The organism is Streptomyces sp. TLI_146, from assembly GCF_002846415.1.
Taxonomy (GTDB): domain Bacteria; phylum Actinomycetota; class Actinomycetes; order Streptomycetales; family Streptomycetaceae; genus Streptomyces.
In genome coordinates this window covers 489114-515933 of sequence record NZ_PJMX01000001.1, presented here as the reverse complement: position 1 = coordinate 515933, position 26820 = coordinate 489114, and the positions used below count along the sequence as shown (strand labels likewise).

General features: G+C 69.6%; 26 protein-coding genes and 2 pseudogenes. 14 read left to right on the top strand and 14 right to left on the bottom strand.

The features are described 5' to 3' along the window. Positions 1–243: 243 nt before the first annotated feature. Positions 244–1308: a hypothetical protein gene (locus BX283_RS02435; RefSeq protein WP_101386008.1), complete on the bottom strand. Its 1065-nt coding sequence runs from the start codon at positions 1306–1308 to the stop codon at positions 244–246. A gap of 80 nt (positions 1309–1388) precedes the next feature. Here BX283_RS02435 and BX283_RS02430 point away from each other — a divergent pair, with 80 nt between their 5' ends. After that, a complete protein-coding gene (locus BX283_RS02430; protein WP_101386007.1) occupies positions 1389–2036 on the top strand; it encodes a methyltransferase domain-containing protein in 648 nt (215 codons plus the stop codon). Here the strand turns inward: BX283_RS02430 and BX283_RS02425 are convergent. Then, positions 1969–2349 (bottom strand): helix-turn-helix domain-containing protein, encoded by a 381-nt coding sequence (locus BX283_RS02425; protein WP_101386006.1) that lies wholly within the window; start codon positions 2347–2349, stop codon positions 1969–1971. The genes BX283_RS02430 and BX283_RS02425 overlap by 68 nt on opposite strands. A gap of 138 nt (positions 2350–2487) precedes the next feature. Between BX283_RS02425 and BX283_RS02420 the strand changes: the two genes are divergently transcribed. Further along, positions 2488–2895, top strand: coding sequence for a RidA family protein (locus BX283_RS02420; RefSeq protein WP_101386005.1), 408 nt, complete (start codon positions 2488–2490; stop codon positions 2893–2895). Between the two features lie 458 nt (positions 2896–3353). Here BX283_RS02420 and BX283_RS02415 read toward each other — a convergent pair whose 3' ends face one another. The 5 genes from BX283_RS02415 to BX283_RS02395 form a co-directional block, all read right to left on the bottom strand. Then, complete coding sequence (locus tag BX283_RS02415; protein ID WP_101386004.1) at positions 3354–3551, bottom strand: hypothetical protein; 198 nt, start codon at positions 3549–3551, stop codon at positions 3354–3356. Between the two features lie 621 nt (positions 3552–4172). Next, the gene (locus BX283_RS02410) at positions 4173–4712 is read right to left on the bottom strand and encodes a hypothetical protein (RefSeq protein ID WP_257581760.1); all 540 of its coding nucleotides are present in this window, start codon (positions 4710–4712) and stop codon (positions 4173–4175) included. Between the two features lie 157 nt (positions 4713–4869). Continuing rightward, positions 4870–6039, bottom strand: coding sequence for an acetylhydrolase (locus tag BX283_RS02405; RefSeq protein ID WP_257581758.1), 1170 nt, complete (start codon positions 6037–6039; stop codon positions 4870–4872). A 44-nt stretch (positions 6040–6083) separates the two neighbouring features. After that, positions 6084–6428: a transcriptional regulator gene (locus BX283_RS02400; protein WP_101386002.1), complete on the bottom strand. Its 345-nt coding sequence runs from the start codon at positions 6426–6428 to the stop codon at positions 6084–6086. Continuing rightward, positions 6425–7117: a hypothetical protein gene (locus BX283_RS02395; protein WP_101386001.1), complete on the bottom strand. Its 693-nt coding sequence runs from the start codon at positions 7115–7117 to the stop codon at positions 6425–6427. The genes BX283_RS02400 and BX283_RS02395 overlap by 4 nt, the downstream gene beginning before the upstream one ends. A 298-nt stretch (positions 7118–7415) precedes the next feature. Between BX283_RS02395 and BX283_RS39960 the strand changes: the two genes are divergently transcribed. Further along, positions 7416–7736, top strand: coding sequence for a hypothetical protein (locus BX283_RS39960; protein ID WP_143676353.1), 321 nt, complete (start codon positions 7416–7418; stop codon positions 7734–7736). Between the two features lie 540 nt (positions 7737–8276). On the opposite strand, the gene BX283_RS02390 is transcribed toward BX283_RS39960, so the two are convergent. Continuing rightward, the gene (locus BX283_RS02390) at positions 8277–10568 is read right to left on the bottom strand and encodes a hypothetical protein (protein WP_101386000.1); all 2292 of its coding nucleotides are present in this window, start codon (positions 10566–10568) and stop codon (positions 8277–8279) included. 560 nt (positions 10569–11128) lie between these two features. On the opposite strand from BX283_RS02390, the gene BX283_RS02385 reads away from it, so the two are divergent. From BX283_RS02385 to BX283_RS02370, 4 genes are all read left to right on the top strand, one after another. Next, positions 11129–12136, top strand: coding sequence for a hypothetical protein (locus BX283_RS02385; protein WP_101385999.1), 1008 nt, complete (start codon positions 11129–11131; stop codon positions 12134–12136). 485 nt (positions 12137–12621) lie between these two features. Further along, complete coding sequence (locus tag BX283_RS02380) at positions 12622–13608, top strand: helix-turn-helix domain-containing protein (protein WP_101385998.1); 987 nt, start codon at positions 12622–12624, stop codon at positions 13606–13608. Positions 13609–13796: 188 nt separating this feature from the next. After that, positions 13797–14009 (top strand): DinB family protein, encoded by a 213-nt coding sequence (locus tag BX283_RS41325; RefSeq protein WP_257581757.1) that lies wholly within the window; start codon positions 13797–13799, stop codon positions 14007–14009. Between the two features lie 226 nt (positions 14010–14235). After that, entirely contained in the window at positions 14236–14694 is a 459-nt protein-coding gene (locus BX283_RS02370; RefSeq protein WP_143676352.1) for a hypothetical protein, read from the top strand. A gap of 66 nt (positions 14695–14760) precedes the next feature. Here the strand turns inward: BX283_RS02370 and BX283_RS02365 are convergent, their stop codons facing one another. Next, entirely contained in the window at positions 14761–14994 is a 234-nt protein-coding gene (locus BX283_RS02365; protein WP_101385996.1) for a sensor histidine kinase, read from the bottom strand. Between the two features lie 90 nt (positions 14995–15084). Here BX283_RS02365 and BX283_RS02360 point away from each other — a divergent pair. Then, a pseudogene (locus BX283_RS02360) lies at positions 15085–15231 on the top strand (IS5/IS1182 family transposase); the annotation flags it as partial. A 35-nt stretch (positions 15232–15266) separates the two neighbouring features. Here the strand turns inward: BX283_RS02360 and BX283_RS02355 are convergent. Beyond that, positions 15267–15719 (bottom strand): hypothetical protein, encoded by a 453-nt coding sequence (locus BX283_RS02355; RefSeq protein WP_101385995.1) that lies wholly within the window; start codon positions 15717–15719, stop codon positions 15267–15269. A gap of 655 nt (positions 15720–16374) precedes the next feature. On the opposite strand from BX283_RS02355, the gene BX283_RS02350 reads away from it, so the two are divergent. Beyond that, positions 16375–17232 carry an aminoglycoside phosphotransferase gene (locus BX283_RS02350; RefSeq protein WP_143676351.1) on the top strand — a complete coding sequence of 286 codons (858 nt, stop codon included), beginning with the start codon at positions 16375–16377 and terminating at the stop codon, positions 17230–17232. A 977-nt stretch (positions 17233–18209) separates the two neighbouring features. Here the strand turns inward: BX283_RS02350 and BX283_RS02345 are convergent. Both BX283_RS02345 and BX283_RS41320 read right to left on the bottom strand, forming a co-directional pair. Continuing rightward, positions 18210–19682, bottom strand: coding sequence for an FAD-dependent monooxygenase (locus tag BX283_RS02345; RefSeq protein WP_101385993.1), 1473 nt, complete (start codon positions 19680–19682; stop codon positions 18210–18212). Between the two features lie 101 nt (positions 19683–19783). Further along, positions 19784–19879, bottom strand: a pseudogene (locus BX283_RS41320) (nuclear transport factor 2 family protein); the annotation flags it as partial. A gap of 291 nt (positions 19880–20170) precedes the next feature. Here BX283_RS41320 and BX283_RS02340 point away from each other — a divergent pair. The 5 genes from BX283_RS02340 to BX283_RS02320 all read left to right on the top strand — a co-directional run bounded on the left by BX283_RS02340 (position 20171) and on the right by BX283_RS02320 (position 24886). Beyond that, positions 20171–20749: a TetR/AcrR family transcriptional regulator gene (locus BX283_RS02340; RefSeq protein ID WP_101385992.1), complete on the top strand. Its 579-nt coding sequence runs from the start codon at positions 20171–20173 to the stop codon at positions 20747–20749. An 82-nt stretch (positions 20750–20831) separates the two neighbouring features. After that, a complete protein-coding gene (locus tag BX283_RS02335) occupies positions 20832–22052 on the top strand; it encodes an MFS transporter (RefSeq protein WP_101385991.1) in 1221 nt (406 codons plus the stop codon). A 143-nt stretch (positions 22053–22195) separates the two neighbouring features. After that, complete coding sequence (locus BX283_RS02330; protein ID WP_101385990.1) at positions 22196–23128, top strand: MBL fold metallo-hydrolase; 933 nt, start codon at positions 22196–22198, stop codon at positions 23126–23128. 170 nt (positions 23129–23298) lie between these two features. Beyond that, positions 23299–23508 (top strand): hypothetical protein, encoded by a 210-nt coding sequence (locus BX283_RS02325; RefSeq protein ID WP_101385989.1) that lies wholly within the window; start codon positions 23299–23301, stop codon positions 23506–23508. Continuing rightward, a complete protein-coding gene (locus tag BX283_RS02320) occupies positions 23495–24886 on the top strand; it encodes an amidase (protein WP_101385988.1) in 1392 nt (463 codons plus the stop codon). Before BX283_RS02325 ends, BX283_RS02320 begins: the two co-directional genes overlap by 14 nt. An 878-nt stretch (positions 24887–25764) precedes the next feature. Here the strand turns inward: BX283_RS02320 and BX283_RS02315 are convergent. Together BX283_RS02315 and BX283_RS41315 are read right to left on the bottom strand one after the other, a co-directional pair. Further along, entirely contained in the window at positions 25765–26205 is a 441-nt protein-coding gene (locus tag BX283_RS02315; protein ID WP_101385987.1) for a pyridoxamine 5'-phosphate oxidase family protein, read from the bottom strand. Between the two features lie 449 nt (positions 26206–26654). After that, positions 26655–26780 carry a hypothetical protein gene (locus BX283_RS41315; RefSeq protein ID WP_257581752.1) on the bottom strand — a complete coding sequence of 42 codons (126 nt, stop codon included), beginning with the start codon at positions 26778–26780 and terminating at the stop codon, positions 26655–26657. Positions 26781–26820: the final 40 nt, after the last annotated feature.

The following is a 26820-nucleotide window of genomic DNA, read 5'->3' as shown; positions in this document are numbered from 1 at the left end:
CGGCGTGGGCTCGACCGCGGCGTGGGCTCCGCCTCGGCGCCGACGAAGCCGCAGCGGCCGGTCGCCGGTCATCTCCGGGGACGTCCGCCCACCACGCCAGACAACCGGATCGCCGACGGTCACGCCCCGCTCCCTGCGCCGCGCACCCTCAACGAGACCGTGGCGTACCCAAACGCGTCCTGGCGGAGAAGGCCTGGCGCGACTAGTGAGCAAGGCGGCTCCGGACACCGCAACACACCGCTCTCAGTCATGCCCCGGGGCGTCGTGTGCCCACTGTGCGGCCCGCACCGTGCCATCCTGGATGTCCTGTCGGGGCAGGCGCAGGCCGAGTGCGTCATCCAGTGCGTGGAAGTACAGTTCGAACTCGCTGACCAGCTCGGGGTGTTCCAACTCGGCGCGGCGGATGGCCTGGTTGAGGAAGTCGAGCTCGCCGCCCCGGTAGTAGGGGGCGCGGCCACGCCGGTACCAGATCAGTTCCAGGACCCCCCAGCCGTCGTCGACGCGCCGGCCGTCGCGTGTGTAGTCGAAGGTGTAGATGCCCTTCGCGGCGGTCGCGCTCAGGCACACGGTCTCGGTGACGCCGAGCCGGGAAAGCGCCGCGCTGTCGACGCGGACACCGGGCGGCAGCTCGTGGTACATCAGGAACACCCAGTCGCCTGCCTGCCCGAAGCAGAAGGTCTGCCAGGCGACTTCCCAGTAATCGCGGCCGCTGCCGTCCATGCTGCGCAGGTCCGCCAGGCAGATTCCGGCGGCGGTGTGTGCGGAATCGGCTCCGTGGAGCAGGGCGATCTGCTCGGCACTGATGCCCACGCCGCGAAAGAAGACAAGGTTGGTGTAGGGGTCCTGATCGCGCCAGGAATCGGCGATCCAGGCGAGGCGCTCCAATGGGTCGCGTCCGCAAGGCGGCGCCGGGGGCGTATCGTCCAGACGGCCGCCGCGAAACCTCTGGGCCCAGGCGGGGTTGATCTGCTCCAGTAACTGCGCCTGCCCGGTCACGAGGTTGGTGACCGGCCCGCGGCCCGGGGAGCGGGCCGCGATGTGCTCGGCGAGATGACCGACCGCTTCCTCGGCGACCATGTACAGCACTTGGTCAAGGTCCTGGGTGGCGAACACCTCCCGGTGGCCGTGGTAGCCGCGCACCGTGCCGTCCTTCTCCAAAACGAGGAAGAGACCGCTCACGCTGGCTGCGTGCTGGGCATAGGGGCCGGGTGCGGTGCCGATGGGCGGGAGCATGGCGTCGTCGAGCAGGTCAGAGCCCGCGGCTATCTGGCGCCAGGCCCGTTTGATTGTGTCCTCAGTGATCTGCATGGCGTCAGTATGCGGTCGGGCACTGACACCGCTCAGAACGCACCGCGGGGCCACGGGCGCGGTCGGGCCGGGACCGGACTGTGGATCCGGCGCGGTGGAATGCCGCGGCCGAGTCCGATGATCCGTTGGTGACTCAGTGGGACGACGGCAGACGCCAGGGGGCGGAGCGGGGGCAGGTGGCGTCCGCTCCGTCCGTCGTCGCCGCGATGCTCAGGGATCTCGATGTGCGGCCCGGGCAGCGGGTTTTGGAGGTGGGTACCGGTACCGGTTGGAATGCCGGGCTCTTGGCGCGCCGTCTGGGCGCTGGGTCGGTGACCACGGTCGAGGTGGACCCGGCGCTTGCCGACACCGCCCGCATGTCCTTGGAGCGGCATGGTCTGGGTGACGTCACCGTGGTGTGCGGGGACGGCTTTGCCGGATACCGCTCCGGGGCACCGTACGACCGGACCATCGCCACCTGCGGCGTACGGACCGTCCCGGCCGCGTGGCTGGAGCAGTGCCGGCCGGGCGGGCGGATCGTGGTGCGCCTTCGCTGCCCGCCCCCGACCGGGAACCACGGTCAATCTGCACCCCGCAGCAGGAAGATCGTGGCAATCGCTCCAGTGCCGTCTGATCGCTACGGGCCGCCTGTTGTTCTGCCCTCTGTCACGGACGTTGAGGTCAGGCGTCGAAGCGCTGGCGTGAAACGTCGATGTGGCGAAGGTAGCGGTGTGTCCAGTCGCACATGACGTCGACGGTCTTCCGCAGGGCTTGGCCCGGCTCGGTGAGGGAGTAATCGACCCGGGGCGGCACCGTGGGGTGCACCACGCGATGGACGAGACCGTTGCGCTCCAGCATGCGCAGGTTCTGGGTGAGCATCTTGTGGCTGACCCCCTCGACCTCGTTGCGCAATTCAGTGAAGCGCAGGGTGCGTTCCCCAAGCGCCTCGATGATCAAAAGTGCCCACTTGTTGGCGACGTCCGAGAAGATCTCGCGTGCCAGCGAGTCTGCGCGCCGCAGGTCCGCATCGTCACCTGAGGCGTTGACCTGCTTGGTCACCATGCGGTTCCCCCGTTACCAAAAAGTGCGTTCTTCCACGTCGTTGCACACTCTCCTACGGTTACCCAGTAACCACAAGGGACCACGAGGCATCCGTGTGAGCGGAGGTGTGCCTTCGGGTCGTGACGACAAGGAGTGGGCGTGGCAATCGACTTGACGGATCCCGCCGGGCTGGTGAAGGTCGACCTCTACCGGCAGGTGGCGACTGCGACGGGCACGAAGCAGGTCTTCGTCGCCGGGCAGGTCGCGTGGGACGCAGAGGGGACACTTGTCGGCGAGGGCGACCTGGCCGCCCAGGTCGAGCAGTGCTATCTCAACGTGGCCGCCGCACTCGCCGGGGTCGGTGCTTCCTTCCGTGACGTGGTGAAGCTGACGGTCTACGCGGTCGATTTGGCGCCCGAGAAGATGCCCCTGTTCGCCGAAGGGATCGCGCGGGCTGCGGAGAAGCTCGGGATCACCCCGACCGCGCCGCTCACCGGCATCGGCGTTGCCGCCCTGGCTGAACCCGGCCTCCTTGTCGAGGTCGAAGCCATAGCGGTCGTCGACTGACCAGCGCGCAGCGCCGGAACTGGTCCCGCAATCAGGCCAGGAGTCGCCGGTGTACGCGTGACCCATCGCATCGACCACCGCTGTCCGTAGGTCGCCGCCAATGACACCGTCGCCCCTCGGGTGTGCAGCGCATCCGGGGACGGGTACGAGAGACGTAGACCCGGGGACGCCGTGGCGTATCTGACCGCTGGAGTTGTCGAACCCTGACCACTTGTCTGAGGTGTCGCGGGAGGCGTGGAAGATCCCGCCATCGCCGTTCACCAACACCGCTGCGCCTGTCCCTCCGGCTGGATTCGCACACGGGTTGCCCCTACCGATAGGCGGGTCGGCCCGTACACCATTCGCGCCGGGACCACCCTGGCCCACAGTCCCTATTTCATCCGCCACCGCCGCCCGTGCGAAGCGGCCCTCGTCGTGATCGTCTCGTCATCACGTGATCCGGGGGAGCGGTCGGGGAGTCAGGGCACCTGATCGGCCGCTGACTGATCGCCCCCGCCGTCCCTGCCCTCGCCCGTGTCGTCGTCCGTGTCCTCGTGGTGGTCCTTGGCCCGTACGTCCGGCGGGGTCGGTGCGGTGATGTTCCGTTGCTCGGATGACCGCTCCCGTGCCTCCTCGTCGACCCGCGGGTCGCCTTCCCTCTCTTTGTGAGTGCTCACAGCGATCGTCCCTTTCGTCGGTCCCTCCACAGTGGCACCTGAGCTTGTCCGCCGCATCTGGCCGCCAGCCATGCAGGTACCCCGTATGGCGTAGCGTGCACGCCATAAAGGGGAGTGCTGTTACCGCTTCCGCGCACCTTCGTGATCACTCCTGCGCTCCATCGCGTCGGCATGTCGCGTATGTCCAGGAGCCGGTGCACCCACCCTGGGGTCGCGGCGAGGACCCGGTGGGCGAACTCGGCGGCGCTGGTGCCTTCGGGGATGTCCACGGCCACCGCGTCGACGTGGTCGTAGCCGCCCAGGCTCGCCACTGCTCTGGCCATGACCGGTCGGGCGTTTCTTCGGACGCGGGTGTCAGCCACGGCTCTTCAGCTCCCCGGACAGCGCACGCGCCGACGTATCCCTGATCGAAGACATCACAGCGGACTCCCTCTGACGACCCGTGCCGTGCCCTTCAAGATCCTAGCCACCCCCGGATGTCGGGCATCCGGCCGACCCCGCACAGGCCGGGGTGCGGCGGGGCCGGCAACTCCTCAGCCCTGGCGGGCTTACGGTGCCCCGCCGGGCAGGTGGGACACCGTCGGCGGCCGCCCACACCCCCAGGGCGAACGTTGCCTACCTCTAGGAACGGTCGACTGGGTCGAGGGCGTGTTCTTTGAGGAAAACGCCCGCATGGGCTGCGGCTTCTTCCGCGGTCGCGTAGCGCGTCCCATCGGTGACCGCGGCGGATGCTCCATCAGCGCCCACACCTGTCCAACTCCAGTCGCCGGAAGGCGTCTGCACCAGTTCGGCAGTCCCCCCGAAGAGTGCGAGCGTACTTCTGCCCGCTGTCGCGGGCGCTGAGCGGCTGACAGCGTCGGGCCATTTCTTGCGGGCACCCTGCCGGGTGATGCCCCAGACGGCCCCCATCTGCTCGTAACTGGCGCCGTAGGAGCCAGCGGTTGCTGCCGCGTGCGCGGTCAACCGCCTGACCTCGACGTCCATCACCTTCCAAGCGGCCAGGACGGACAGCGCCACGTCGATGGGATGCGCTTCCCACATATGGTCCGCGGGCAGCCCGGTCTGTCGGGAGCGAATCGCCGAGGCCAGCGGATTCAAGGCGTCGTACAGCGCCTTGTGGAGTTCTACCTGCTCTTCCGGGGTGATCTCAGAGACCATCATGTGACAACTATAGTTCCCGAACCACCATATGCAAACTAGAGTTTACGTGCGGTACTGGGTGCGAGACCACTTGACCAGGGCCTTGATTGGCCACCTGCCTAGCTGCTGGGCGCTGCGTGTGAAGGGGAGCGCCCCCCAGTGGGTCGCTCCTCTTCGCTCAGGGGATGAACTTCACCTCGGGGAAGGACGGGACGGGTCCGTCGAGCAGATGGCTCCGGCGGTGTCGTAGATGCCGGTCGAAGAAGGCGCGCGGGTACGCCTGCTGGATCTTCACTGCTTGGTCGGGGTCGAGGGTGCCGATCACCTCCTGGAGCTGCTGTCCGCTCCATCCGAACAGCTTCGCCACCTGGGGGAACAGTGCCTCGTTGTCGCCGTACGAGATGTGGGCGGCGCCTACGGCCTGGATGTTCAGCCGCGGGCCCCGTAGATGGGACCAGAACGCGGCGGCCTCGGGGTCCGTGGCCCGGGTGAACTCGGCGGACATCATCATGAACGGCCGGTCCAGGTCCCCGGTCAGCGGCGGGTTCATCTGCATCGGGCCGTCGAGGCTCAGGCCGGCCCGGATGCGCTCGTCCGCGAGCGTGGCGCAGGCGGTGGCTGTCCCGCCCTTCGACCAGCCGAACGCGCCCGTGTGCCGCGGGTCGAGGGAGCCGAGCAGCCCGGCTGGTAGCTTCCGCCGGTCGGCGTCCGGATTGCATCCGGCGGCGAGTTGCTCGACGCTGTCGAGGACGAAGCGCAGGTCTGCGGCGAAGTCCCCGGGCAGGGTCGGCGCATCGCGGTCGTCCAGCGGGACGGCGACGCGGCCATCGGGGAACTCGGTGTACGTGTCGTACTGGTGAGCCACCGTCACGACCGCGTATCCGTGACTGGCGAGCTCCTGGACCATGATGGTGTGGTCGCCCTGGTGGCTGTGCGCGCCGTGCGAGTACACGAGGACGGGCAGCCGCCGGGCCGACCGCAGCACCGGTGCGCCGACGTGGCCTGCGGTGAGCGGCGCCAGGGGGACCAGTGCGCCGAACCCGACGTCGGTGAGGTATGCCTTGAGGGCGCCGGGCGGCATCCAGGGCGCCACCGGGTACCGCCCGACGTCCCGCGCGGGGTACCAGGCGGTGGCCATCAGCTCGCGGTAGTGCCCGGGACCGGCCACGGGGTCCGGGCGTGAGGCGTCGATGAGGTGCAGCGGAACAGTGCCTACCGGGTACGGTCCAGTGGCGGCGGGCAGCGTGAGCCGTGCCAGGCCGGTGGCAGCCGTTGCCGCCCGCGCGTGGCCCGCCGAGCCGAGCGGTAAGGCGGCTCCGACGCCGGCGGCCAGCGTTGCTGTGAGCATGCGTCGGCGCGTCAGGTCCGTTTTCAAGCTGACTGGTGTGGTGGTCACATGTCCTCCCCGGCGTTCTTGGCGGGTGTCTCGATCTGCTGGATGAGTCGCTTGAGCTGGGTGACCTCGTCGCGCAGCGCGCGCTCGCCCGCGGGGGTGAGGGAGAGCCAGGTGCGGGCGCGCTTGCCCTCGTAACCCTTCTCGATCTCGACCAGTCCGGCCTTCTCCAGGACCGCGAGATGCTGGCTGAGGTTGCCGGCGGTGAGGGCGAGTGCTGTGCGCAGGAAGCCGAACTCGACACGGCGTGCCTGGTGGGCCACGGTGAGGATGCCGAGGCGGACGCGCTGGTGGACCACGTCGTTCAGGCCGTTGACGGGGTGCTGATCGGGCTCGGAGGTCATGAGGCGTCGCGCCGGCGGGATCGCTCGGCCAGGCCGAAGCCGAGGGCGCCGAGAAGGAGGAGCACCGCTTGGAGGCCAAGGTGGGGCGCGGCGGACCAGGGAGAGGTGACGGGGATGAACTGGACGAGCTGGAAGTGGGTGAGGAACGGCACCAGAATGAGGGCCAGGTACGCCAGGGCGAGCAGCAGCAGGGCCCCGCTGCGCTCCACCCAGGACAGTACGAGTAGCGGCAGTCCGACGGCTGTGACGTTGCCGACGAGCATGCCGATGAACGGCGGTGCTTCGGAGTTGGGGCCGAGGTGCCAACCCCAGAAGTCGACCGGGTCGCCGGGCTGCGGGAGTCCGTGACGGGTGGCCCAGAACGTGGTGGCGGTCACCAGGCCGAGCAGGGTGATCCCGGTAAGGATGTACGGCTGGACCGGGGTGCCGACTCCGCGGTCGCGGGAGCGGCGGATGTAGAAGAACGCCGTAGCGACGTAGGCGAGGGCCAGTCCGAGGTCCCAGTAGTACGGCGAACCCTGCGTCTCCCCGGTGCAGTTGAGGCCTGCCTCGGGGTCGGTCGCCGGGCAGGGAAGGGTCTCGACGTGGAAGGTGAAGCGGTTGACCAGGATGCCGCCCAGCGTGAGCGCGCCGAGCAGCAGTAGAGGGAACCAGGTGCCGCGTTGGGCGGCGCGGACTCGGCGGGTCAACTCGCCGAGGCTGGCAAGGACTTCGTGAGGAGCGTCCGAAGACGGCACTGATGCGTCTGCCACGCCATCAGCTTTGCATCACAAACTAGTTGGGGCAAGAGACGTTCTATCAGCATCGACCTGGAAATCGTCGAACGCACCCACGGAACCAGGAGGTTCATCCCCATCTGGAAACGCTGGGCCGTCGAGCGGAACCAGGATGGTGGCACAGGGTGCGCCGAGTATGCCGGGGGCTCGTGACATGTAGCTCGATCGGGATCGACGAAGGGATGGGAACACCATGCGTAAACGTTCTGCTATGCCGCTGGCAGGTGCGGCGGCCCTGGTGACCGCGGTGCTGTGGGGCAGCCCCGCCGGAGCCACCCAGTCCGCACTGACCGCCCCGTCGCTCACTGCGCCAGGGCCCGCGCTCAAAGCAGCGATCACCCAGGAACTGGCCTCCATGTCCCTGCCCGGATGTGCGCTCACGTACGCCGAACACGCCGGGGCGCGGGTCACATGTCTCAAGGCGGCACCGGCCACCTCCACCGCCGCACCGCAAGCGGCACCTGCCGCCAGGGCTGGCATCTGCTATTACGAGAACGGCCCGTACGGTTCGACATTCATGCCCGGCTCATGAGGTGACAGCCCGCCCTGATCGGCCGAGCCCGACCACTCCGCGCATGCACCAGTTCTCGCCGGAGGAAGGCGGTCCAGGTGCGGTGACTCCCCGCCACGCCGCTCGCATCACACCGGAGCAAGTGATGCGAGCGGTGCGTTGTGCGGGCCGGGCGCGGATTCACAGCGCCCAGCGCACCGCCGCCGGAAAGCGGCGCCGACGCTCAGGACTAGGCGTGCGTAACTGTTCTCCGGACGCTGCTCGGCATGGACACCGGCCGCAGCGCAGAACGACGAGGTGGTGGTGACGTGGCGAGCAGTTCGGCGACGGTGCGCCGGCGGGCGGTGGCGAACAGGGGCGCCGCCCACAGATCCAGCAGTAGAGGCGGTATCCGCGTTCAACAGCCTGGCTTGCGAGATCCGCGGCCTGGTTGAGGAACTCGGCAAAGCCGTCCGGGTCCGGGGGTGTGGGGTCCGTCGCGGACCGGAGTCCGGGAAGGGCCACTCTCCCCGCTCTACGGTAGGGGCGCCAGCGAAGGTGCGATGCCCTCTCCGCGGGGCGTCACTGCGCGGACCCATCCGCAGAGGGAGGCGTCCCTGGGGGCGGAGCTTGCGTAATACGGGTCAGCTTCTTGAACCGTTCGTCCCCTCGCAGCTCCTTGAAGCACGGGTCCCCGAGCGCGTCGGTTCTGTTGGCGTCCGTCAGAAGGGCGCTCTGGAGGTCCTGAAGAGCGTACGTGCGCTGGATGTCACGGAGCGAGGCAGCCAGGTCGGGCTGCTGGGCGATGAACATGTGCAGGCAGGCGTATTCGTAGGCCAGCCGGGGGGAAATGGGTTGCCCTGGGTGTGGATGTTGAGCCGCCCCTCTGGCTGCTGTCCTGGTCTCTTCTGTGGGATCGACAGCGTTGAGGCAGTGGATCAGATTCAGGGCGTGGGGGAGCATAGTTTCTGTCTGGCGGCGCAGTTCCTTGCGCTTCCAGTCCGTCTTCTCGCAGAGCCGCCTGAGTTCATCGGCCGCCTCGCGCGCGTGGGCCCGCTCCTGGTCCCTATCGGGTGCATCAGAGGCGATGTAGGCGTTGAGCCGCTGGGCGGCAATGCTGTAGAGGACCCGGATCTTCAGTGGGATCCAGCCCTCCGCTGTGTCCTCGACGCGAGACAGAAGGCGGTTCTTGTATTCGGCACCGAGGGTCGCGGCGAAGGCGGCAAAGTCCATTTGCGTGTAGGGCTGGGCCCCGTAGACGGCCCACACGTGCTCGAATCGCGCCAGGTCATTGCCCGGATCTTCATTGACGGCCTTGGCCAGCAGGTCCACTCGCGTGGCCATGCGCTCGGGGCTGTCGGCTAGCAGCGACTTGCTTCTGGCGATGACCTGCAGGGCCACGCTCTTCCACCGCTGTGCGCCGAACAGATCCTCTCGCAGCGCGGGGTGGACCTCACTGAGGTGGACCAGGATGAACGCGGCGGCCCCGGTGAGCATCTGAGCATTGGCGCACTGTTTGTCGCCGTCGTCCGGTAGCCCCAGCTCCGCCCGGCTGAACACGGTGCTCGCGGCATGCTTGCCGTTCCGGGACAGCGCGGTGGCGACCCGGTTGTCGTCGACGAAGGTGACTCTGGCGCGCCAGGTGAGGTCGGGTCTGAGCGCGAAGAACAGCTGGGAGAGTGCCCCGACGACCTTGCCTGCGGGCAGGACGCTGAGTTCCTCGCTGGGAATCCGGCTCAGCGGAGTGCTGGTGGGTGCCGAGGCGGCTTTGCCCAGGACCCGCGGGGTTTCGGTGCCCAGTCCCTTCATCCGGGCGAGCAGGTAGTCGGAGGCGGCGGCGTTCACCGACCCGTCGGCCCTTTGGACCTCCACCTGCAGATGCAGCTTCAGCCCGAACGACACGGCCGTCAGCAGCACGCCGATCAAAGCCAAGGCGATGTGGACGAGTAGCAGCCGCACACCGTACGCGTGCCGCGGGCCCACCAGCGCCAAGAGAATCCCGGCGGCCGTCACCGCAACGACAGACGAGAGCAACAACGGCCAACTTCTGCAGCCACGCCGCTGCCGGACCATCCACTGATCCAGCTTCTCGCGCCGGGTTTTCTGGGCGGTTCCCGTGCTTACGGGCTCAGGCGCCTCATGCTGTTGGCTGGTGCCCCACAGCACCAGGACCACCGCCGCCATGCCGACGCCGAAGAGCACCGCGGCCCCGATCCAGCACTGGGTCCATCCGGGAGCGAAGGGCTTGAACATCGCGAGCAGGGGTGTCATGACCGCGGCGGCGAACAGCAGGAGGAGCCCGAGCCCTTGGGCGGCCCGGGTGGCCCCCACGGGCCAGGCCACCGCATCGACGTTCACCAGTACCCGTGAGAGCAGCCCGGAAAGGGCGTAGAGGATGAGCAGCCCGATCACCGCGAACACGGCGAGACGCCCGACCGGCAGTGCCCAGTCGGAATAGAAGCGACTGCCGTTCGATGCCGCCGTAGGCAGAGGGCGGCTGTCCAGGTCGGCAACCCGTGCGAGCCCAGTTTCCGCAGCCACACTGTTCACATCGCGCTCAAGGGCACAATGGAACTTCTTCTTCGCCTCGGCGAGGTGCCCGGAGCGAATGGCCAGTTGCCCTTCGGTGACGAACGCTGCTGCCTGACGGCGCCGCCCGGCTACGTTCCGCAGACCCTCCGCTGCGCAGCTCTGGTTGCCGGCCTCGGCTTTCACCGACGCGTAGAGCTCCTTCGCCCGGTCAAGAGACCCCCGATCCAGATGGAGCTTCGCCGCGTCGCACGTCTCCTGAGCGGTCTGGCCCGGTGCCGCTGCAAGGGAGCCGGGGAAGACGAGCGCCACGACGGCCAGGGCGCGCGTGAGACGTTTCCACATGACGAGCAGTCAAGAGCCGCTCATCTGACCAGCGCACGCAGGCGCACAGCCTGATCCGCCAGACGGTCCTCTCATGTCAGTCGGATGCCTGGAATGTCTGCGGGACGGCGGAGCAGCACACCGCGCTGGTGGATGGCTCGGCCGTCTGCCCGTCATGTGGCCCTACCGCACCGTCGGCCACCTGTGTGATCAAGGACGTGCCCGACCGGTAGCCGCCCGTTTGAAATGCCCCTCGCCTCGAGTCTCTATTTCAGTGGCGCACTGCGCACGCAGCTCGGCGGCCAACTCCGAGGCCGTGCTCTCCGCCCTAGCCATCGTCCGGCTCCGAATCCGGCTCGGGATCGGGCATCTGGTTCCCCGGGTCCACCGGGTTCTCCAGACACTCGAAGTGCGTATCACTGACGGTTGTTTAGATCCTGGTGGGTCGTCTCGGCACCTGCGGGCGGGCGAAATACCGGGATTGGTGATCGGTGGCTGGTGATCGGGAATCTGCAACTGCCCTTCGTACGGGTCTTCCCGAGGTGACAATGATGTGTGGTGTCGGCTACAGGGGGTGGCGCATGATCGACAGGGTGCTTGAGATCTTCACGCAGATGGCCGATGGTACGGCGGTTGCTGCCGGAACCGGGGTAGGGCAGGCGGTCTCCGACGTGGTGCGGGAGCGACTCGCCACAACAGACCGCGGGCGCACCGCGATGCATGCAGTCGCTGGCGGGCAACGGGACCCGGATGCCATAAGCGAGCTGCGTACACTGCTCCAAGCCGAGGTGGACAGCGATCCGGACTTCGCCAGGCGATTATCCGAAGCAATGGCCGGGCCCCGACCTGCCGAGGTTCCCCGCTCCACGACGCACAGCATCACGTTTGAGAACGCGACGTTACGCGGCCGGAACACGATCTCTTTGGGTCCTGTGACGTTCAACAACACGCGAAATAACCGGCTTTCGCTGCTGGCTGCTGCGCTGGTTCTCGTCGCCCTTGTGGCCATCGGCATCTACGGCGGTGCACGGATGATCACAGGTAGCGGCCCCGGACGGGACGAGGCCGTCACGGCCCTCAACAGCGTTTCCCTGCACCAAGTGCTGCCCACTCAAGGGAGCCTGCCCGTGAAGTGGACGCAGCCTAGGCCGGCCGAGACCCTGACGGCGGCTCAGGGGCCGGGATTGATCGTCGCGGCATCTGTCGACTATCTGATGGGGGATCCGGAAGCCAAAGTGTCCTTCCTCGCCGCGGCTTGCAGCAATGCGGAAAAAGCACATGATTTCTTCAACGCGGTGAAGAAATCGCATGATGGCAGCGGCCGGGCGGAGACAGATGGCTTGACGGTTCCGATGCCGAAGATCGGCGACGAGCAGTGGGCCGTAGCCGGACATGGCACCCAAGACGGTCCCGGCGGAGGCTTCATCACTCTACGTGTCGGCACAGTCGTCCTGTCCATCCAGGGCACCGATACCGATCGCCAGCCCTTCGCCACATCACGTCTGGAAGTACTGGCAAGGATGATGGCCGAACGAGCTCAGCAGGCGCAGAACGGCCAGACACCGTCAGCCTTCGTACGTGATGCCTGAGCACCCAGCAGTGGTATAGCCGCCGCGTGTCCCACTTCACCCCCGACGCCACACCCGTGCCCCCCGCCGAAGTCTCCGAGGCCCTCTGGTGCGCCTGCCATGGCGGTAGCCGGCCCACCGCCGCCTACCTCCTGGAGCGACGCGGCGACCTCGGCTGGGTCGGCTACGACGAACCGACCCCGCTCGACGCGGCGGTCCGCTCGGGACACGATCAATGGCGCGATCGCTGCGGGGACTGGGGCCCGGTCGGCCGAACAGCGGACCTGACGCGGCCCCCCGCCCGGCCTCGCCCACAGGGCTTTCACGCGTCCTGCCACGCGTCCAGAGCTGGCGGAAAACGGGATCCAATGCGCGAGGCCCGGTCCACTACCGTTGCCCCCAACGGGCCGCTCCACCCCACTGGGACACACCTTCACCGCCCTCGGACGGCAGCGGGAACGCCGGGGGTCGCGCGCCCGTCCGTCCCGCTGACCACGGGAGAGTCCATGCCGGTCGCCAGCGTGTCCACGGACCCGATACCGGCAGCGGAACGATTCGACTGGTGGTGCGACCTGGTCTGGCAGGACGTCGCCCGCACCATCATCACCAGCGATCACGCCGCCGCGTTCCAGGCCGGGGCCGAGACAGCGGACCTGGGCCTCGTCAAGGTGACGGCGATGCACTTCGCGCCGATCCGATCTCTGCGTACCCGGTCGCTCATCCGCCAGTCCGACCCCGAGGTTTATGAACTCACCTTGATCAAGGGCGACCCCATGTGGCTCTCGCAGCGCCGCAACGACACCGCCGCCCGGGCGGGAGACCTGCTGCTCTGGGACACCTCGCAGCCGTTCGACGGCGGCGTCTGCGGAGACCACGCCGAAGCAATCATCGTCCATCTGCCGCGCTCGGCCCTCTCTCTCCCGGCCGACCGGATCGACCGTCTCGTCGCCCAGCGCATGCCCGCGACCCGTGGCATGGGCGCCATCCTCGCCGCCTTCCTCACCGAGGTCCTCGGTCAGGCCAGCGCCTGCCGGCCCCAGGACCTGAACACCCTGGGAACCGTCACTCTGGACCTCGCCTCCGCCTTTCTCGCCCAGCGCGTCGACGCCACACGGCGGCTCTCGCCCGAGACCCGCCGAGAAGTACTGGCGGCGCGCATCACGGCCTTCATCGACCGCAACCTTGCCGACCCCGGTCTGACCCCGGCCGTGGTCGCCGCCCAGCACCACATCTCGCTGCGCTCACTGCACCTGCTCTTCCAACCCTCGGGGGAGAGCGTCGCCGCCACGATCCGGCGCCGCCGCCTGGAACGCTGCCGCAGGGACCTGGCCGACCCGAGACTGCGGCACCGCACGATCGGCGAGACCGCCGCCCGGTGGGGCTTCCACCGGCCCGCCGACTTCAGCCGGGCGTTCCGAGGCGCCTATGGCCTCACGCCGAGCGAGCTCCGGGCACGGACGCCGGAGTCTGGTGAGGGCCCGGCCCCTCGCTAGCGACCAGCTCGGTTACGTGGGTTGGTACGGGCGTCGGCCGGGGGCCTCGCGTTTCCGCGTCGCCGGGAACCGTGCGTTGTCAGTGGTGCGTGCGAAGGTGAAGGGCATGAAGTTCCCGTTGGGCAAGGAAGGGGACCCTGGTTCGCCCTCGCGTCCGGCCAGGGGATCAAGGACGACGCACTGACCCGGTGGCGCGTGGCGAGGTCGCCCTCAGCCGTCAACTCATCGCCGACGCCACGCTGGACGAGCCGGGCACCCTCTCGGCGCAGAACGCGGCGGTCTTGGGTGAGCCAAGCGTGTCCCTGCGCCGGATCCTCATCCACATGATCGAGGAGTACGCCCGGAACCGTGGCCGCGCCGATCCGATCAGGGAACAGATCGGCGGGACGACCGGCCCCTGAACCGACCGGCTCCTGAACCGACCGGCTCCTGAACCGACCAGAACCTGAACCTGGGGCGACCCGAACTGGAGCCGACTGGAACAGACGAATCCGATTGCGCTGAATCCCAAAGAACCGTGCACTGTCAGCCAAAGACCCACCGCCACCTCACCATGCACACTCCTTGAACCGGGCCATTCCAAGAGCCGACCCGGTGGCACAGCAGCCTTCAACAAAGGAGTCAGACATGCGTTTAGCCTTGCCGCGCACGGCCGTTCTGGGCGCCTTCCTCGTCGGCGCCGCCCTCACCCCCACCATGGCCAACGCCGCCACCGGAACCTCCCCGGCACCGGCTCCGGCCGCGGCCGTGGTCAAGGTGACGGCGGGCAACGCCGGTACGACCGTCACCGTCAACCGTGACGCGAGTACGGGCGCCTTCAGTGCGACCGGATGCCACGGCACCACCTGTCTCTACGTCAATGGCAGCGGTCTCTACGTGAATTACGCGGTCGTCACCAACGAAAAGGGCAACTTCACGGGCCGAGGTGTGATTTCCAGTACGTGGGACGGACAGACCCACTACGGGCCCTGGCTCGGCAAGGGCGGAGCCTGGCGCTTCGACTACTACGTCTACATGAACCAGAACAACAAGGTCTGCGGCTCCATAGAAGGTCGTGACGTGGCCTGCCTCACGATCCATCGCTGACAACCGGCGGCGCTAACGGCAGCCGGGTCTCGAACGCCGCGCCCGCGTCCCTCGCGGCGGTCACCGTCAGCGTGCCGCCGTGCCGCTCCACGACGTCGCGGGCGCGGCCGGTCCGAGCCCCGGCACCGCCCTCGTCCCGGCTGCGGGCGCCTTGGGCCGCACCAACCGCTCGAAGACGCGCTCGGGCTCGGCGTCCGGCACCCCGCAGCCGTCATCGGTGAAGGTGAGGACGGCCTGGCCGCCTGCGGCGCGGAGCCGCACGGCGACCGCGGTGACGGCATGACGCTGGGCGTTGTCCAAGCAAGTTGCCCAGGACCCGGACCAGTTGGGCCCGGGTCCCGTCGCCGAGGACCCGGCCGGACCGGTGGGGAGGGGAACCGGTCCGGCCGTGCGTATGTGGCGGCCGACCTCACGCTGCGACAGCTGGCCCCGCTGTTCGGGGTGTCGAAATCGGCTGCCGACCTCGTGATTCACCACCTCGGGTCGAAGCCGGGCCTCCACGCGCGCAAGCGATTCGCGAAGGATGCTGCGTCGATCGCTCCCTGTCGGCCCAGGCGCACACGGGGAGCGGGTCAGCAGGCGACGGTCACTTCGTGGGTCACCGGACGCGCCGTCCAGGGGTAGCTGGCGACACCGAAGGTGGCGTGGATGGTGGAGCCGCAGGCCACATTGGCGCTCAGGCCCTGGACGTCCAGGTTGGTGTTGTTGAAAAGGGCGTCCTTGGTGACCTTCGGCAGCGGAGCGCCGTCGGCAATGGCGGTGAAGGTGGTGATGAGTTCCTTCGGTGTGGGGGCCGGGCTGCCCGGGGAGGGCGGGCCGGCGAGGCCGACCTTGCCGAAGAACACGACGGTGTTGCCGGTGACTTCGGCGCACAGGCGGGTCGAAAGGCCGGACTGGAGGCCGGAGTTGCCACAGGAGACCACGGTCTCGGGGGTGCTCGCGGGGGCGGCGACGGCGATGGCCGGGGTGAGGGCGGCGAGGCTCAGGCTCGCGACCGTGGCAGTGAGGAACATCGAACGCTTCATGGTGGATCTCCTTGTAAGGAGGGGCCGTCGGGCGGATCCCGAGTGGCTCACATGACATGTGATATTGCACAGACCATGTGAAGATCAAGTGATTCTCGCGTGAACGACTTGAAATCGTGGGGCGACGGCTGGTCAACGTGCAATCCAGAGAACGGAGTTGACGGGTCGGGCGGCGACAGTCGGGCGCGTCGGCCGGGGCTGTGGACCTCGGACCCGCTGCGCGGAGCGCGCACACCACCTTTCGGGTTGTTCCGGTCGGCGCGACGAGCTGGTCCGTGCGCGGTGAACCGGCGCCACGACCGGCTGCTGTCACGGTCGGCCCGCCGAGTGGGCAGGACCGCGCCTGGCCGGCGGCACAGTGGAGGGGGAGGCGCAGCGCGTCGGCCAGCTTCACGACCTGCGGGTCAGCTCTGGGAAGGCGACAGGCTGCCCGCCGCGCACTGGCCTGGCCGCAACCCGGGTGCCGGCATCGCAAGTTGACCACATGGGCGTCCCGTTGGCGTGGTGCCGCTAGATTTGGCGGATGCTGTTGACCGCGCGCAAGCCCCCGGCCCGTCCGCCGTCCCAGCCGCCGCCGGGCCGCCCGCCCAGCGGTCCCGGGCCGGACAAGAATCCGCCGTTCCCGCCGAACCCGCCCCTGACCGGGGGCTGAGGCGTGCGCGTCGCCCATCGCCCCCTGGCCCAGCTCCCAGAACCTGCTCGGGCGGCCATCACTGAGCGGACCGGCAAGGGCTGCGTGGTCGCGGATATGGAGTGCGGTGACAGCAGCGGTGTCGCCGCCCTCCTTACCCCGCCCCACGGCGGCGAACGCGTCTTCATCAAGGGCCTGCCGCAGGATCACGAGCGCGCCGGCGAACTCGACCGCGAAGCCGCCATCAACCCCCACCTGCCGCCCTACGCACCCCGCCTGCTGTGGCAGGCCCGTGTCGGCGGCTGGCACCTGCTGGCCTTCGAGGGCCTCACCGCGAGCCCGTGGGCAGACTTCCACCCCGGCTCCGCCCACCTCGCACCCACCGCGGCCCTTCTGAGCGACCTCGCCACCCGCCCCGCCCCTGAGATCCCCCTCATGACCGCCTGGGACCGCTGGGGTCCCTACTGCGACCCCGACGACCAGGACCTGCTCACCGGAGACCGGCTCCTGCACACCGACCCGACCGCCACCAACGTCATGATCGCCCCCGGCCGGGCATGGCTCATCGACTGGGCCTGGGCCGCACGCGGCCCCGCCTGGGCCGACGCCGCCATCTGGGCCCTGCGCCTCGTCCTGGACGGCCACCACACCCCCGAACAGGCCCACGCCCGTGCCCTGCACATCCCCGCCTACGCCACGGCACCCCGCCACGGCCTGCGCGTCCTCGCCGAGGCCGAAGCACGCTCCTGGGAGGACTGGCAGGCATACGGCACCACCGGCCTCGAACGCACCGTGACCGCCGCCCGCGCCTTCGCCGACTACTGCGCCGACATCGCCGCCGGCGAGACAGGCGAACACAGCCGGGATGCCGCCGCGCCGTAGGCAGCGACGCGCAGTCCTCCCGCCTCGCCCAGGCCCAGGCCAAAGCTGAACAGACCGCCGCGCCCTGATATGACTGCCGCCCCCGGTGGCTGTCCCTTCTTCTGACGTGCGGCCTTATGACCGTGCGGGTTGGTTGGCGATCAGAAGGGCGACGTCCGTGTTGTAAGGCTGTCTCCGCCGACGGAGACAGCTGCATGGCGCACAAAAGGGGACCGCGGCGAGGGACGCCCGGCCGGGCGTCCCCACCTGTCATTAACCCCAAGAACTGCCTGTTCAGAGGCCGTTCCGATCAATGCGGCACGTGTTTTATCATCCTGCCGCGGAGGGCGGTATGACGCCCCGGAACGCCGGCGGCCGCCCTCGCGCCGGGACGACAACCCGGCACCGTACAGCCGAATAGGGTCGGCCGGAGCCGCGATGCCGACGACAACAGCTCCAGCCGCCGTCCTCCGGGCGAGTACACGGCGGATACTCCCGCTTCCGTCGGGCCCGTGGAGGACAGCCGCGCGAGGAAGCGACGAGGGGGGAGCCTCGTTCCTCGCGCGCCACGACGGCCGCCGTCACCCGAATGGGCGGCGGCCGTCCCACACCATCTCCGCTCCCAGCAGACCAGCCGACACCAGCACTCAGGAGCGGTGCCCGGGCTGCTGTGGCTGTCGACGGCATGCACGTCGCCGGTTCCGGAGTGAGGGCCATGGCCTCGGATTTGGCTCTCCCCAAGTCCGGGAACCCCCAAGGGAAACGTGCAGTTGCCGCCGAGCCCCTTGGCCCGTTCGAAAGCGCCTGCCGAGCGTCGCGGGGTTCGGCCCGGCGCCCGGAGTTTCTCCGCCTTGCGATGTACGTATGTACGGAGCCTTGCGATGCACGTACGTACGGATGAGGGTATCCCCGCCCGGAGGCAGGGGGCGGAGCCCGCTGATCCAGCCTGATCCGTGAGAGAGCCAACGGAGTGGGGCAGGGGGCTCACCCCGAGGCGTTCAGCGGCACCAGGTGCGCAGGGCGGTGAGGCAGTCCGCGGCCCGGCGCTGAGCGTCGGTGTCGGTGCTGGCCCAGGCGATCCGGGCGTCCGGCCGGATGAGAACGGCGGTGACGTCCCGCCAGATCGGGTGGGATTCCTCGGCGTTGACGGTTCCCGTCCGCTGCTCCAGGCCATCGGCGGGGCACGGTGTCCGCGTCCCGTCGAGGTCCAGCAGGAGTGGTCGGCCGTGGTGCATCAACGAGTGGGCGGTGGGTACGTCGGCCGTGTCCAGGGCGAGGCCGGCCAGTCGGGTGCCGTTCAGCGGGTGCCCGCAGGGTGTGGTGCCGACGGGGAGCGGGTCGTCGAATCCGGCAATTCGGCGGGCCCACTGGCGGTTGGTCCGCGGTTCGGTGAGCGCGGCGGACCAGACCTCGCGCAGCGCGATCTGCTCCGGGCTCGCCGCCGCGAACAGGGCGAGCTGCGCGCGGGTGTTGTCGATGACGGCGCGGGCGGCCGGCCGGCGCTCCGTGTCGTAGCTGTCGAGTAGTCCGTCGGGCGCCCGGCCCTGGAGGGTGGCGGCCAGCTTCCAGCCCAGATTGGTGGCGTCCTGGATGCCGAGGTTCATGCCCTGCCCACCGGCCGGGAAGAACATGTGCGCCGCGTCCCCGGCCACCAGAACCCGTCCGGCCCGGTACCGCGCGGCCTGGCGGGTGGCGTTGCCGTAGCGCGAGAGCCATCGGGGGTTGCGGATGCCCAGGTCCCGTCCCAGCAGTGCGCGGGTCTGCTCGCGCACCTCCTCCAGGGTCAGCGGATCGCCGGTGCCGTGGTGCATGGTGGCCGTGGAGAGGCCCGCCAGTCGGTGGACGCCGTCGCCGATCGGGGCCGCGAGGAACGAACCGGCCGGCCCGGTGGCGGCGAGCGGCGCGGTGGGCGGATCGTCGAGTTCGACGTCGGCGAGCCACCCGGTCAGGGTGGTGTCCTGACCGGGGAAGTCGATGCCGGCCGCCTGGCGCACCGCACTGCGGGTGCCGTCGCAGCCCACCACCCACCGGGCCAGCACGGTCCGGTGGGTGCCATCGGCCCGGATCGCCGTCTCGACGGCGTCCGGCCCCTGGGTGAGCGAGACGACCTCCTGCCCGCGCAGCACCCGGGCGCCCACGGCGACCGCGTGCTCCTCCAAGAGCTGTTCGGTGACGGACTGACCGAGGGCCAGCATGAAGGGGTGTACCGCCCCGACGGTGGAGAAGTCCAGCCGGGTGGTCGCCGCGCCGAAGTGACCGGTCGGCACTGGGGTGCCGCGTTCTATGAACCGTTCCGCGAGGCCGCGGGTGGCAAAGGTGTCCAGCGTGCCGGCTTGCATGCCGACCGCGCGCGACCGTCCGTCCGGTGCCGCCCGGCGTTCCACGACGGTCACCTCCACCCCGTACAGGCGCAACTCCGCGGCGAGCCAGAGCCCCACCGGGCCGGCCCCGGCGATGAGCACGTCGAGCACGACAACCACTTCCTCTCACATTTCGGGTGATGCGCCGTGACGGCGGCGCGCCGATGCACCGCGGCAGCGGCGGCCGCGTGGCGTCAGGTGTGCGGGGTGGCTCAGCGGGCACTGCCGAGGTTCCGGTCGGCGTCGGCGCCTTCGAGCATGAGGGTGGTCTCCTCGATGCGGCGGAAGCGTCCGTCGGGGGCGAACTCGCCGTGCGGCGTCGTCGAGGTCGAGGCCCGGGGTGAGGAGCAGGTCGGTGAGGGCAGCGCGGATGTCGGTGCGGTTCATGGCGATTCCTTCGGTTGGGTGCGGGAGCGGTCCGCCGTACGCCGATCAGAGATGCGTGCCTGAAGCACGCTTATCACCGTACAGGAAAAGCGTGCGTCGCGCACGCTAATCTGAGGTGTGAACAACTCCTGCGGCTCTGCGATGTTCCGCGACGGACGGGTCCCGGGGGTCTGGTCGCCCCAGACGCAACTTCTTCGCATTAAGCTGTGCGCATGAGTGCCCGAGCGACCACACGCCCCGGCGGGCGCAGCGCCCGCGTCCAGCAGTCCGTACATCAGGCCGTCCGTGATCTGGAGGCGGAGGTGGGGCGGGATGGGCTCACCGTGCCGCTGATCGCCGCCCGTGCGGGAGTGACGCCGTCCACCGTCTACCGGCGCTGGGGGGACCTGCGAGAGCTGCTGTCCGACGTGGCCGTCGAGCGGTTGCGCCCTGATGGCGCGCCGGCCGACCACGGCAGCCTGCGGGCGGACCTGGAGGCGTGGGCGGTGCAGTTCGCGGAGGAGATGTCTTCGACGGCGGGCCGCACGTACATCCGCGACGCCCTGCTGGGCGACCCCGAGCAGGGCAATGCGGTGCGCTGCTCCGATTACGCAGCCGAGCAGTTGAAGGCCATCGGCGTGCGCGCGGCCGGGCGCGGGGAGGCCGTGCCCGATCTGGAGACTCTGCTGGACGTCGTCGTCGCGCCCCTGGTGTACCGCATCCTGTTCCGGCCCTCGGACCTGTCGGAGGCCTACACCGACCGCCTCGTGTCGACGGTGCTCGACCAGGGAGGTGCCTCCCCTGGGCGCTAAAAGCTAAGAGTTTGCGTTTTGGGGATGCGGGGCCTACTCTGCCTAAAGCAAAGCGTTTGCCTTTAGGTGTGAGAGGTGCTCCATGCTCAGCGTCTTAGCCCCGTCGTCCCCTTCCCGCCGCCTGCCGGTGCTGAGCCGCCGCAGCTCATTCCCCCTCCACGCTTCCGTCCTGGTCGCCCTGTTGGCCGCCTCCAGCGCACCGACCCCCCTCTACGCCCTCTACCAGGCCGAATGGCACTTCTCGGCGATGACGCTCACCGTCGTGTTCAGTGCCTACGCACTCGCCCTGCTCGGGGCACTGCTGACCGCGGGCACGCTCTCGGACCACCTGGGCCGGCGCCCGGTCCTCACCGGTGCGCTGCTCGCGGAGGCCGCGGCGATGGCCGTCTTCGCCACCGCCCAGGGCGTGACGGCGCTGATCGCCGCCCGGATCCTGCAGGGCCTGGCAACCGGCGTGGCCACCAGCGCCGCCGGAGCCGCGCTGCTCGACTTCGAGGACCCCGACCGCCCGGGACGGGCGACGCTCGCCAACGGAATCACCCCCGTGGCCGGCATGGCCGCCGGTGTACTGGCGGCCACTGCCCTCGCGCAGTACGCCCCCGCTCCCACCCACACCGTCTACCTCCTGCTGCTCCTGCTGTTCACCGCGCAGGCGGCCGCAGTGCTTCTCACCACCGAGACCGCCTGTCCCCACTCCGGTGCGTGGCGCTCCCTGCGCCCCGGCATCGCCGTCGCCCCAGCCTCCCGCCCGGCCATGAGGTTCCTCGCCCCCGGCGTCGTCGCCGCCTGGGCGCTGGGCGGCTTCTACTCCTCCCTCGGTCCCTCGCTCGCCCGGCTCATCGCCCCGCACATGCCCCGGGCCACCGGCGGCCTGGTCTTCTTCACCCTGACGGCCGCAGCCGGCCTCGCCGTCCACGCCGCGCGGCGATTGCCCGCCCGCACCGCGAGCTCCGTCGGCACCGCGGTCCTGATCCCGGGGGCCCTGCTGACCCTGAGCGGGCCCCATCTGCACAGCCTGCTCGCCCTGTTCGCCGGCACCGCCCTGGCGGGCATCGGCTTCGGGGCCGTCACCCAGGGCGCCCTGCGCCTGCTGCTGTCCCCGGCCGCCCCTGACGAACGCGCCGGCACGCTCGCCGCCTACTACGTCCTCAGCTACCTGGCCATGAGCGTCCCCGCAGTCCTCGCCGGTCTGCTGACCAACCTGTACGGCCTGCAGACGGCCCTCTCGCTCTACGCCGTGACGGTCGTCCTGCTGACCCTGACCGGCCTCGCCCGCGCCGTGCGGCAGCCGAGCACCGGCTGACCGAGTCCTGCCTCCGGCACCCCCAGCCCCACTCCGCACCGAGTCCTGCCATCCAGCACCCTCCCCAGCCCCACTCCGCACCGAGTCCTGCCTTCCCGCACCCCCAGCCCCACTCCGCGCCGCCCATCCGAAGGGACCCACCGATGAACACCGCCACGCCCCGTCAGACCATCCCCTCCACCAGTACGGGATGGAGCCTCGGCGACATCGCCGTACGCCGCGTCGACGAGATCGAACTGCCGCGCCAGACCGGACCCTGGCTGCTGCCGGACGCCACCAAGGAAGTGCTGGACGAGGCATCGTGGCTGCGCCCCGACTTCGCCGACGCCGACGTGCCCCGCCTGGCGAGCCACAGCTTCGCGGTGCAGGCGGGCGGGCTGAGGATCGTCGTGGACACCGGCATCGGCAACGCCAAGCCGCGCGCCAACCCGGCCTGGAACGGTCTCGACACCGACTTCCTGCAGCGCCTGGCGGCGGCCGGCTTCCCGCCCGAGTCCGTGGACCTGGTGATCACCACGCACCTGCACACCGACCACGTCGGCTGGAACACCCGCCTCGCCGGTGAGGACTGGGTCCCCACCTTCCCCAACGCCCGCTACCTCACCAGCCGCACCGAATGGGACCACTGGGCCGCCACCGACCTGGACTTGGCCCGCCGCCAGATGTTCCGCGACTCCATCACCCCCGTCCGCGCCGCCGGACAGTACGACCTCGTGGACGTGCCCGAGCAGGGGCGCGAGGTGGCGCCGGGCGTCCTCCTGATCCCTGCCCCGGGCCACACCCCGGGGCAGGTCGCCGTGGAACTGCGCGGCAGCGACCGCCGCGCGCTGATCACCGGCGACAGCATCCACCACCCCGTGCAGCTGTCCCACCCTCACGTGAGCAGCTGCGTCGACATCGACCCCGCCCAGGCGGTCCGCACCCGTTCCCGGCTGCTCGACGCCGTGGCAGACACCGACACGCTGCTCCTGGGCACCCACTTCCCGCAGCCCACGGCCGGCACCGTCCGCCGGGAGAACGGCCGCTACCGGCTGCTCGCCGAGCACGGCAGCGAGATCTCGGCCACCGCGCCCTGACCCCTGCCACCGCGGCCTGACAACGCGACCGGCCCCGCTCGACCGGCGGCCCTCACGGCCGTCGAGCAGCCGCGGCGCCCGCAGTTACCTCAAGCGAATCCTTGGCCTTTGGCCTTTAGGGGCCTCGGTTACTCCGACGCTCCAAGCCCCCACCGAGAGGGAGAACATCCATGTCCGCCGTCGAACTCACACCTCCGGAGGCCGCCCGCTGGGCCGCCCGCGCCGGACTTGTGCTGCCGGCCGAGCGCCACACCGCGGTCGCCGCGGTCGCCAACCACATCCACAGCGTCGTCGCGGTCCTGCGCGAACTGGACTTCGCCGACGTCCCGTCCGCCGCCGCCTACCGCGCCGGAGAGGAGAAGCACGATGCAGCCGTATGAGCTGTCCCTTGCCGCCGCCGCGGACGCGATACGTACCGGGCGACTGTCCCCCGTCGAACTGGTCGACTCCGTCCTCGATCGCATCGAGAAGGCGGAGCCGCACCTCGGCGCCTACGTCACGGTCGCCGCGGAGCAGGCGCGCCGGGTGGCGGTCGACGCCGAACACGAAGTGGCGCAAGGCCGTTACCGGGGTCCGCTGCACGGCATCCCGATGGGACTCAAGGACCTGATCGATGTCTGCGGGATGGCCACCACGGCCAGCTCCCGGGTCCGCGCCGGACATCGCGCGACAGCGGACAGTACGGTCGCCGCGCGTCTGAGCGCAGCCGGTGCGGTCCTGCTCGGCAAGACCCACACTCACGAATTCGCCTTCGGCCTGACCACCCCGCAGACCCGCAACGCCTGGGACCGCGGCCGGGTCGCCGGTGGCTCCAGCGGCGGCTCCGCGGTGGCCGTCGCGTCGGGCACCGCGACCTTCGCCCTGGGCACCGACACCGGCGGGTCGATCCGGGTGCCCGCCGCGCTCAACGGGGTCGTCGGCCTCAAGCCGACCTACGGTCTCGTCCCCCGTCACGGCGTGACCTCCCTGTCCTGGTCGCTGGATCACGTCGGCCCGATCACCCGTACCGTCGAGGACGCGGCCCTGGTCCTGACCGCGCTGGCCGGACACGATCCGCGCGACCCCGCCTCGCTGTCCGTGCCCGCCGCGGACTACCGGCCCGGTACCGGCACGGACCTGACGGGGCTGCGCATCGGCCTGCCGCGCACGTACTACTTCGACCACGTCCACCCGCAGGTGGCGACCGCCGTCCGGCACGCCATCGGGCAGTTGGAAGCCCTGGGCGCACATCTCGTCGAGGTCGACATCCCGATGACCCGCTACATCCAGGCCACCCAGTGGGGCCTGATGGTCCCGGAGGCCGGTGCCTACCACGAAGGCAGCCTGCGCACGGTCCCCGAGCTGTACCAGGAGGACGTCCGCATCCTCCTGGAGGCAAGCGAGTTGATGAGCGCCGGTGATTACATACGCGCTCAACGCTCCCGCACGCTCATGCGCGCCGAGTGGGCACGGATGCTGGAGGAGGTCGACCTGATCGCCGCCCCGAGCGTCCCGATGCCCGCGGCCGGGGCCGACCAGGAGACGGTCACCTGGCCCGACGGCACGACCGAGAGCGTCTCCGACGCCTACGTGCGCCTTTGCGCTCCCGCGAACATCACCGGAGTACCCGCCCTGACCGTTCCGGTCGGCCATGACGCGGAGGGCATGCCCATCGGCATGCAGCTGCTCGGCCGGCCCCTCGGTGAGCCCACGCTCCTGCGAGTCGGCCACGCCTACGAGCAGACGCAGCCCGCCCGGGCACTCGCCACAGCCGCTTGACCATTCGCGCTACCTGGCCAACGCGCGGGACCTCGTTGGCCAGGTAGCGCGCCCGCGCTCCGGGCGCGAACTGGTGCCGCCCGAGCATCCCGCAGGGGCTGCGTGGCCGGCTGGCGCACGCTCGGGGGACAGGCACCACCAGTGAAGAGTGGGCCGCCCGTTGAGGAGGAGCGGACCTGCCCACATCTCTACGCCGCTGACTGCCCGTCAGTGGGAAATGGTGAGGCGCTTACGCAACGGGAGGTAGCCCTCCAGCGGCGCGGCGGCGACCCCGTGGCCGCTTGGCGACGCGGACCGCGGTGACCGGTACACCCCCCTCCGCCCGACAGCGTGGCGTCCTCCCGCGCGGCCAGTCCTGTTCCCGTGGCCACATCAAGGACCCATGCGTACGGGCGTGGCGGGACCAGGCGGACGGCTTCGCGCGCCGGCAACCGGTGCATGGCACTGGCGTCGTACGTCGCTGCCCGCCGGTCGAACTCCGTGCCGATCCGCCCTCGCGCTCGTTCCATCTCCCACTCGTATCACACCACTCCTGCCGCGATGTCCGAGGCAATCGCCAGGCCAGCGGCTCTGGAACCCAGACGGCACCGAAGCTACTGAGTGTGACTGCCGAGGGGGAACCGAGCTGGCCATACGTGGCGATTTTCTGGGGTCTCGCAAGATCGAAAATCTTGCGAGACCCAGTTGAGGGGGGGCCACGGCGGGGAACGCCGGGCTTTCCGCTGCTGTTGCTTCCGATCGTGCTGGTGTGCACTGATCAGCTTGCCGCGTGCCCGGGGTCCGAAATGGCCTGGACATGCCTGCGCCTGTCCGTGCTGCCGGAATTGGGTCCGCGCGCGGGCGTTAACCGGTTAGCAGACCCGGTTCACCGCGACTTGCTAGTTGTCGAGATTTACTCTGAAGTCGAAGGTGTTCCACCGTTCGGGCCGCATGTAGATCGCGATGTTGGCGGCTGCGGTTTCCTCGGTTGCGTTGATGTAGTCGGTGGCGCGGCCTGGTCCCATGTAACGCGCGGCCATGTCGAAGCGTTCCTGCTTGGAGGTCGGCCTGATCTCGGTCACCGGGCCCTCCACCGACACGTACCGGTAGTCGTCGACTTCGGCGCGCTGCGCGCACAACGCGAACCGGCCGGCTTCCTTGATGAGCCGGGTCTTGCGCAGGTGGGGTGCCGTGATCACTTTGACGAGCTGGCCTGGCTGGTACTCGTACCAGATCGGGAGGGTCAGTGGAGCGCGTTGTGCTTCGGCTGTGACGCTCAGGACTGCGACGTGTGGTTCTGCGAGGAAGGCAGCGCGTTCCTCGTGAGTCATCGGACGCATAACCGTCAGACTAGCGGCTCATGAGGGGGCTGGGGGGGGAGGCAGTCGGCTGGGCGGATCCTGGGTCCGATGGCGGAAGTGTCCTTTGGATTGGGCGTACTTGTGCGCCAGCACCCCAGTAGTCCAGCGGAAGTAGACCGCCCACATGGCGATCCCGGGGAGGGGGAAAGGGTGGTACCTCGGGCACAAGGGGCCTGCGGACAGCCGCCTTGCCCGCCTCTGACGACAAGGGGCGGGGCCTGCCGTACGTCCACAGTGGCCTGCGAGCCCCCTCCTGCCCCTGGCCCGAGACGGCGGCCCTGCTCTCAACCGGCTGTGAATCAGCTGCGTGCTGGGCAACAGACAACACCGTTGACTCGGTGATGGCATCAGCCTTCTGGTTCGATGAGGTCGTCGGCGAAGGTGTCCAGCACCGCCCGCCAGTGGAGGGGAGGGTGTTCGCCGCATAGCTAGTCGGCCCAGACCCGCTCGGTCGGCGGGAACATGCGCGGCTCATGCGCGCCCAGCTGCTCGGCGACCCCGACTACACCGTGGGCCATGGTTTCGGCCTCGGCGGCCCGGCTGTGGAACGTCAAAACCTTCCGCCGGTTCCCCTTCGCGGCTGCGGTCAGCAGT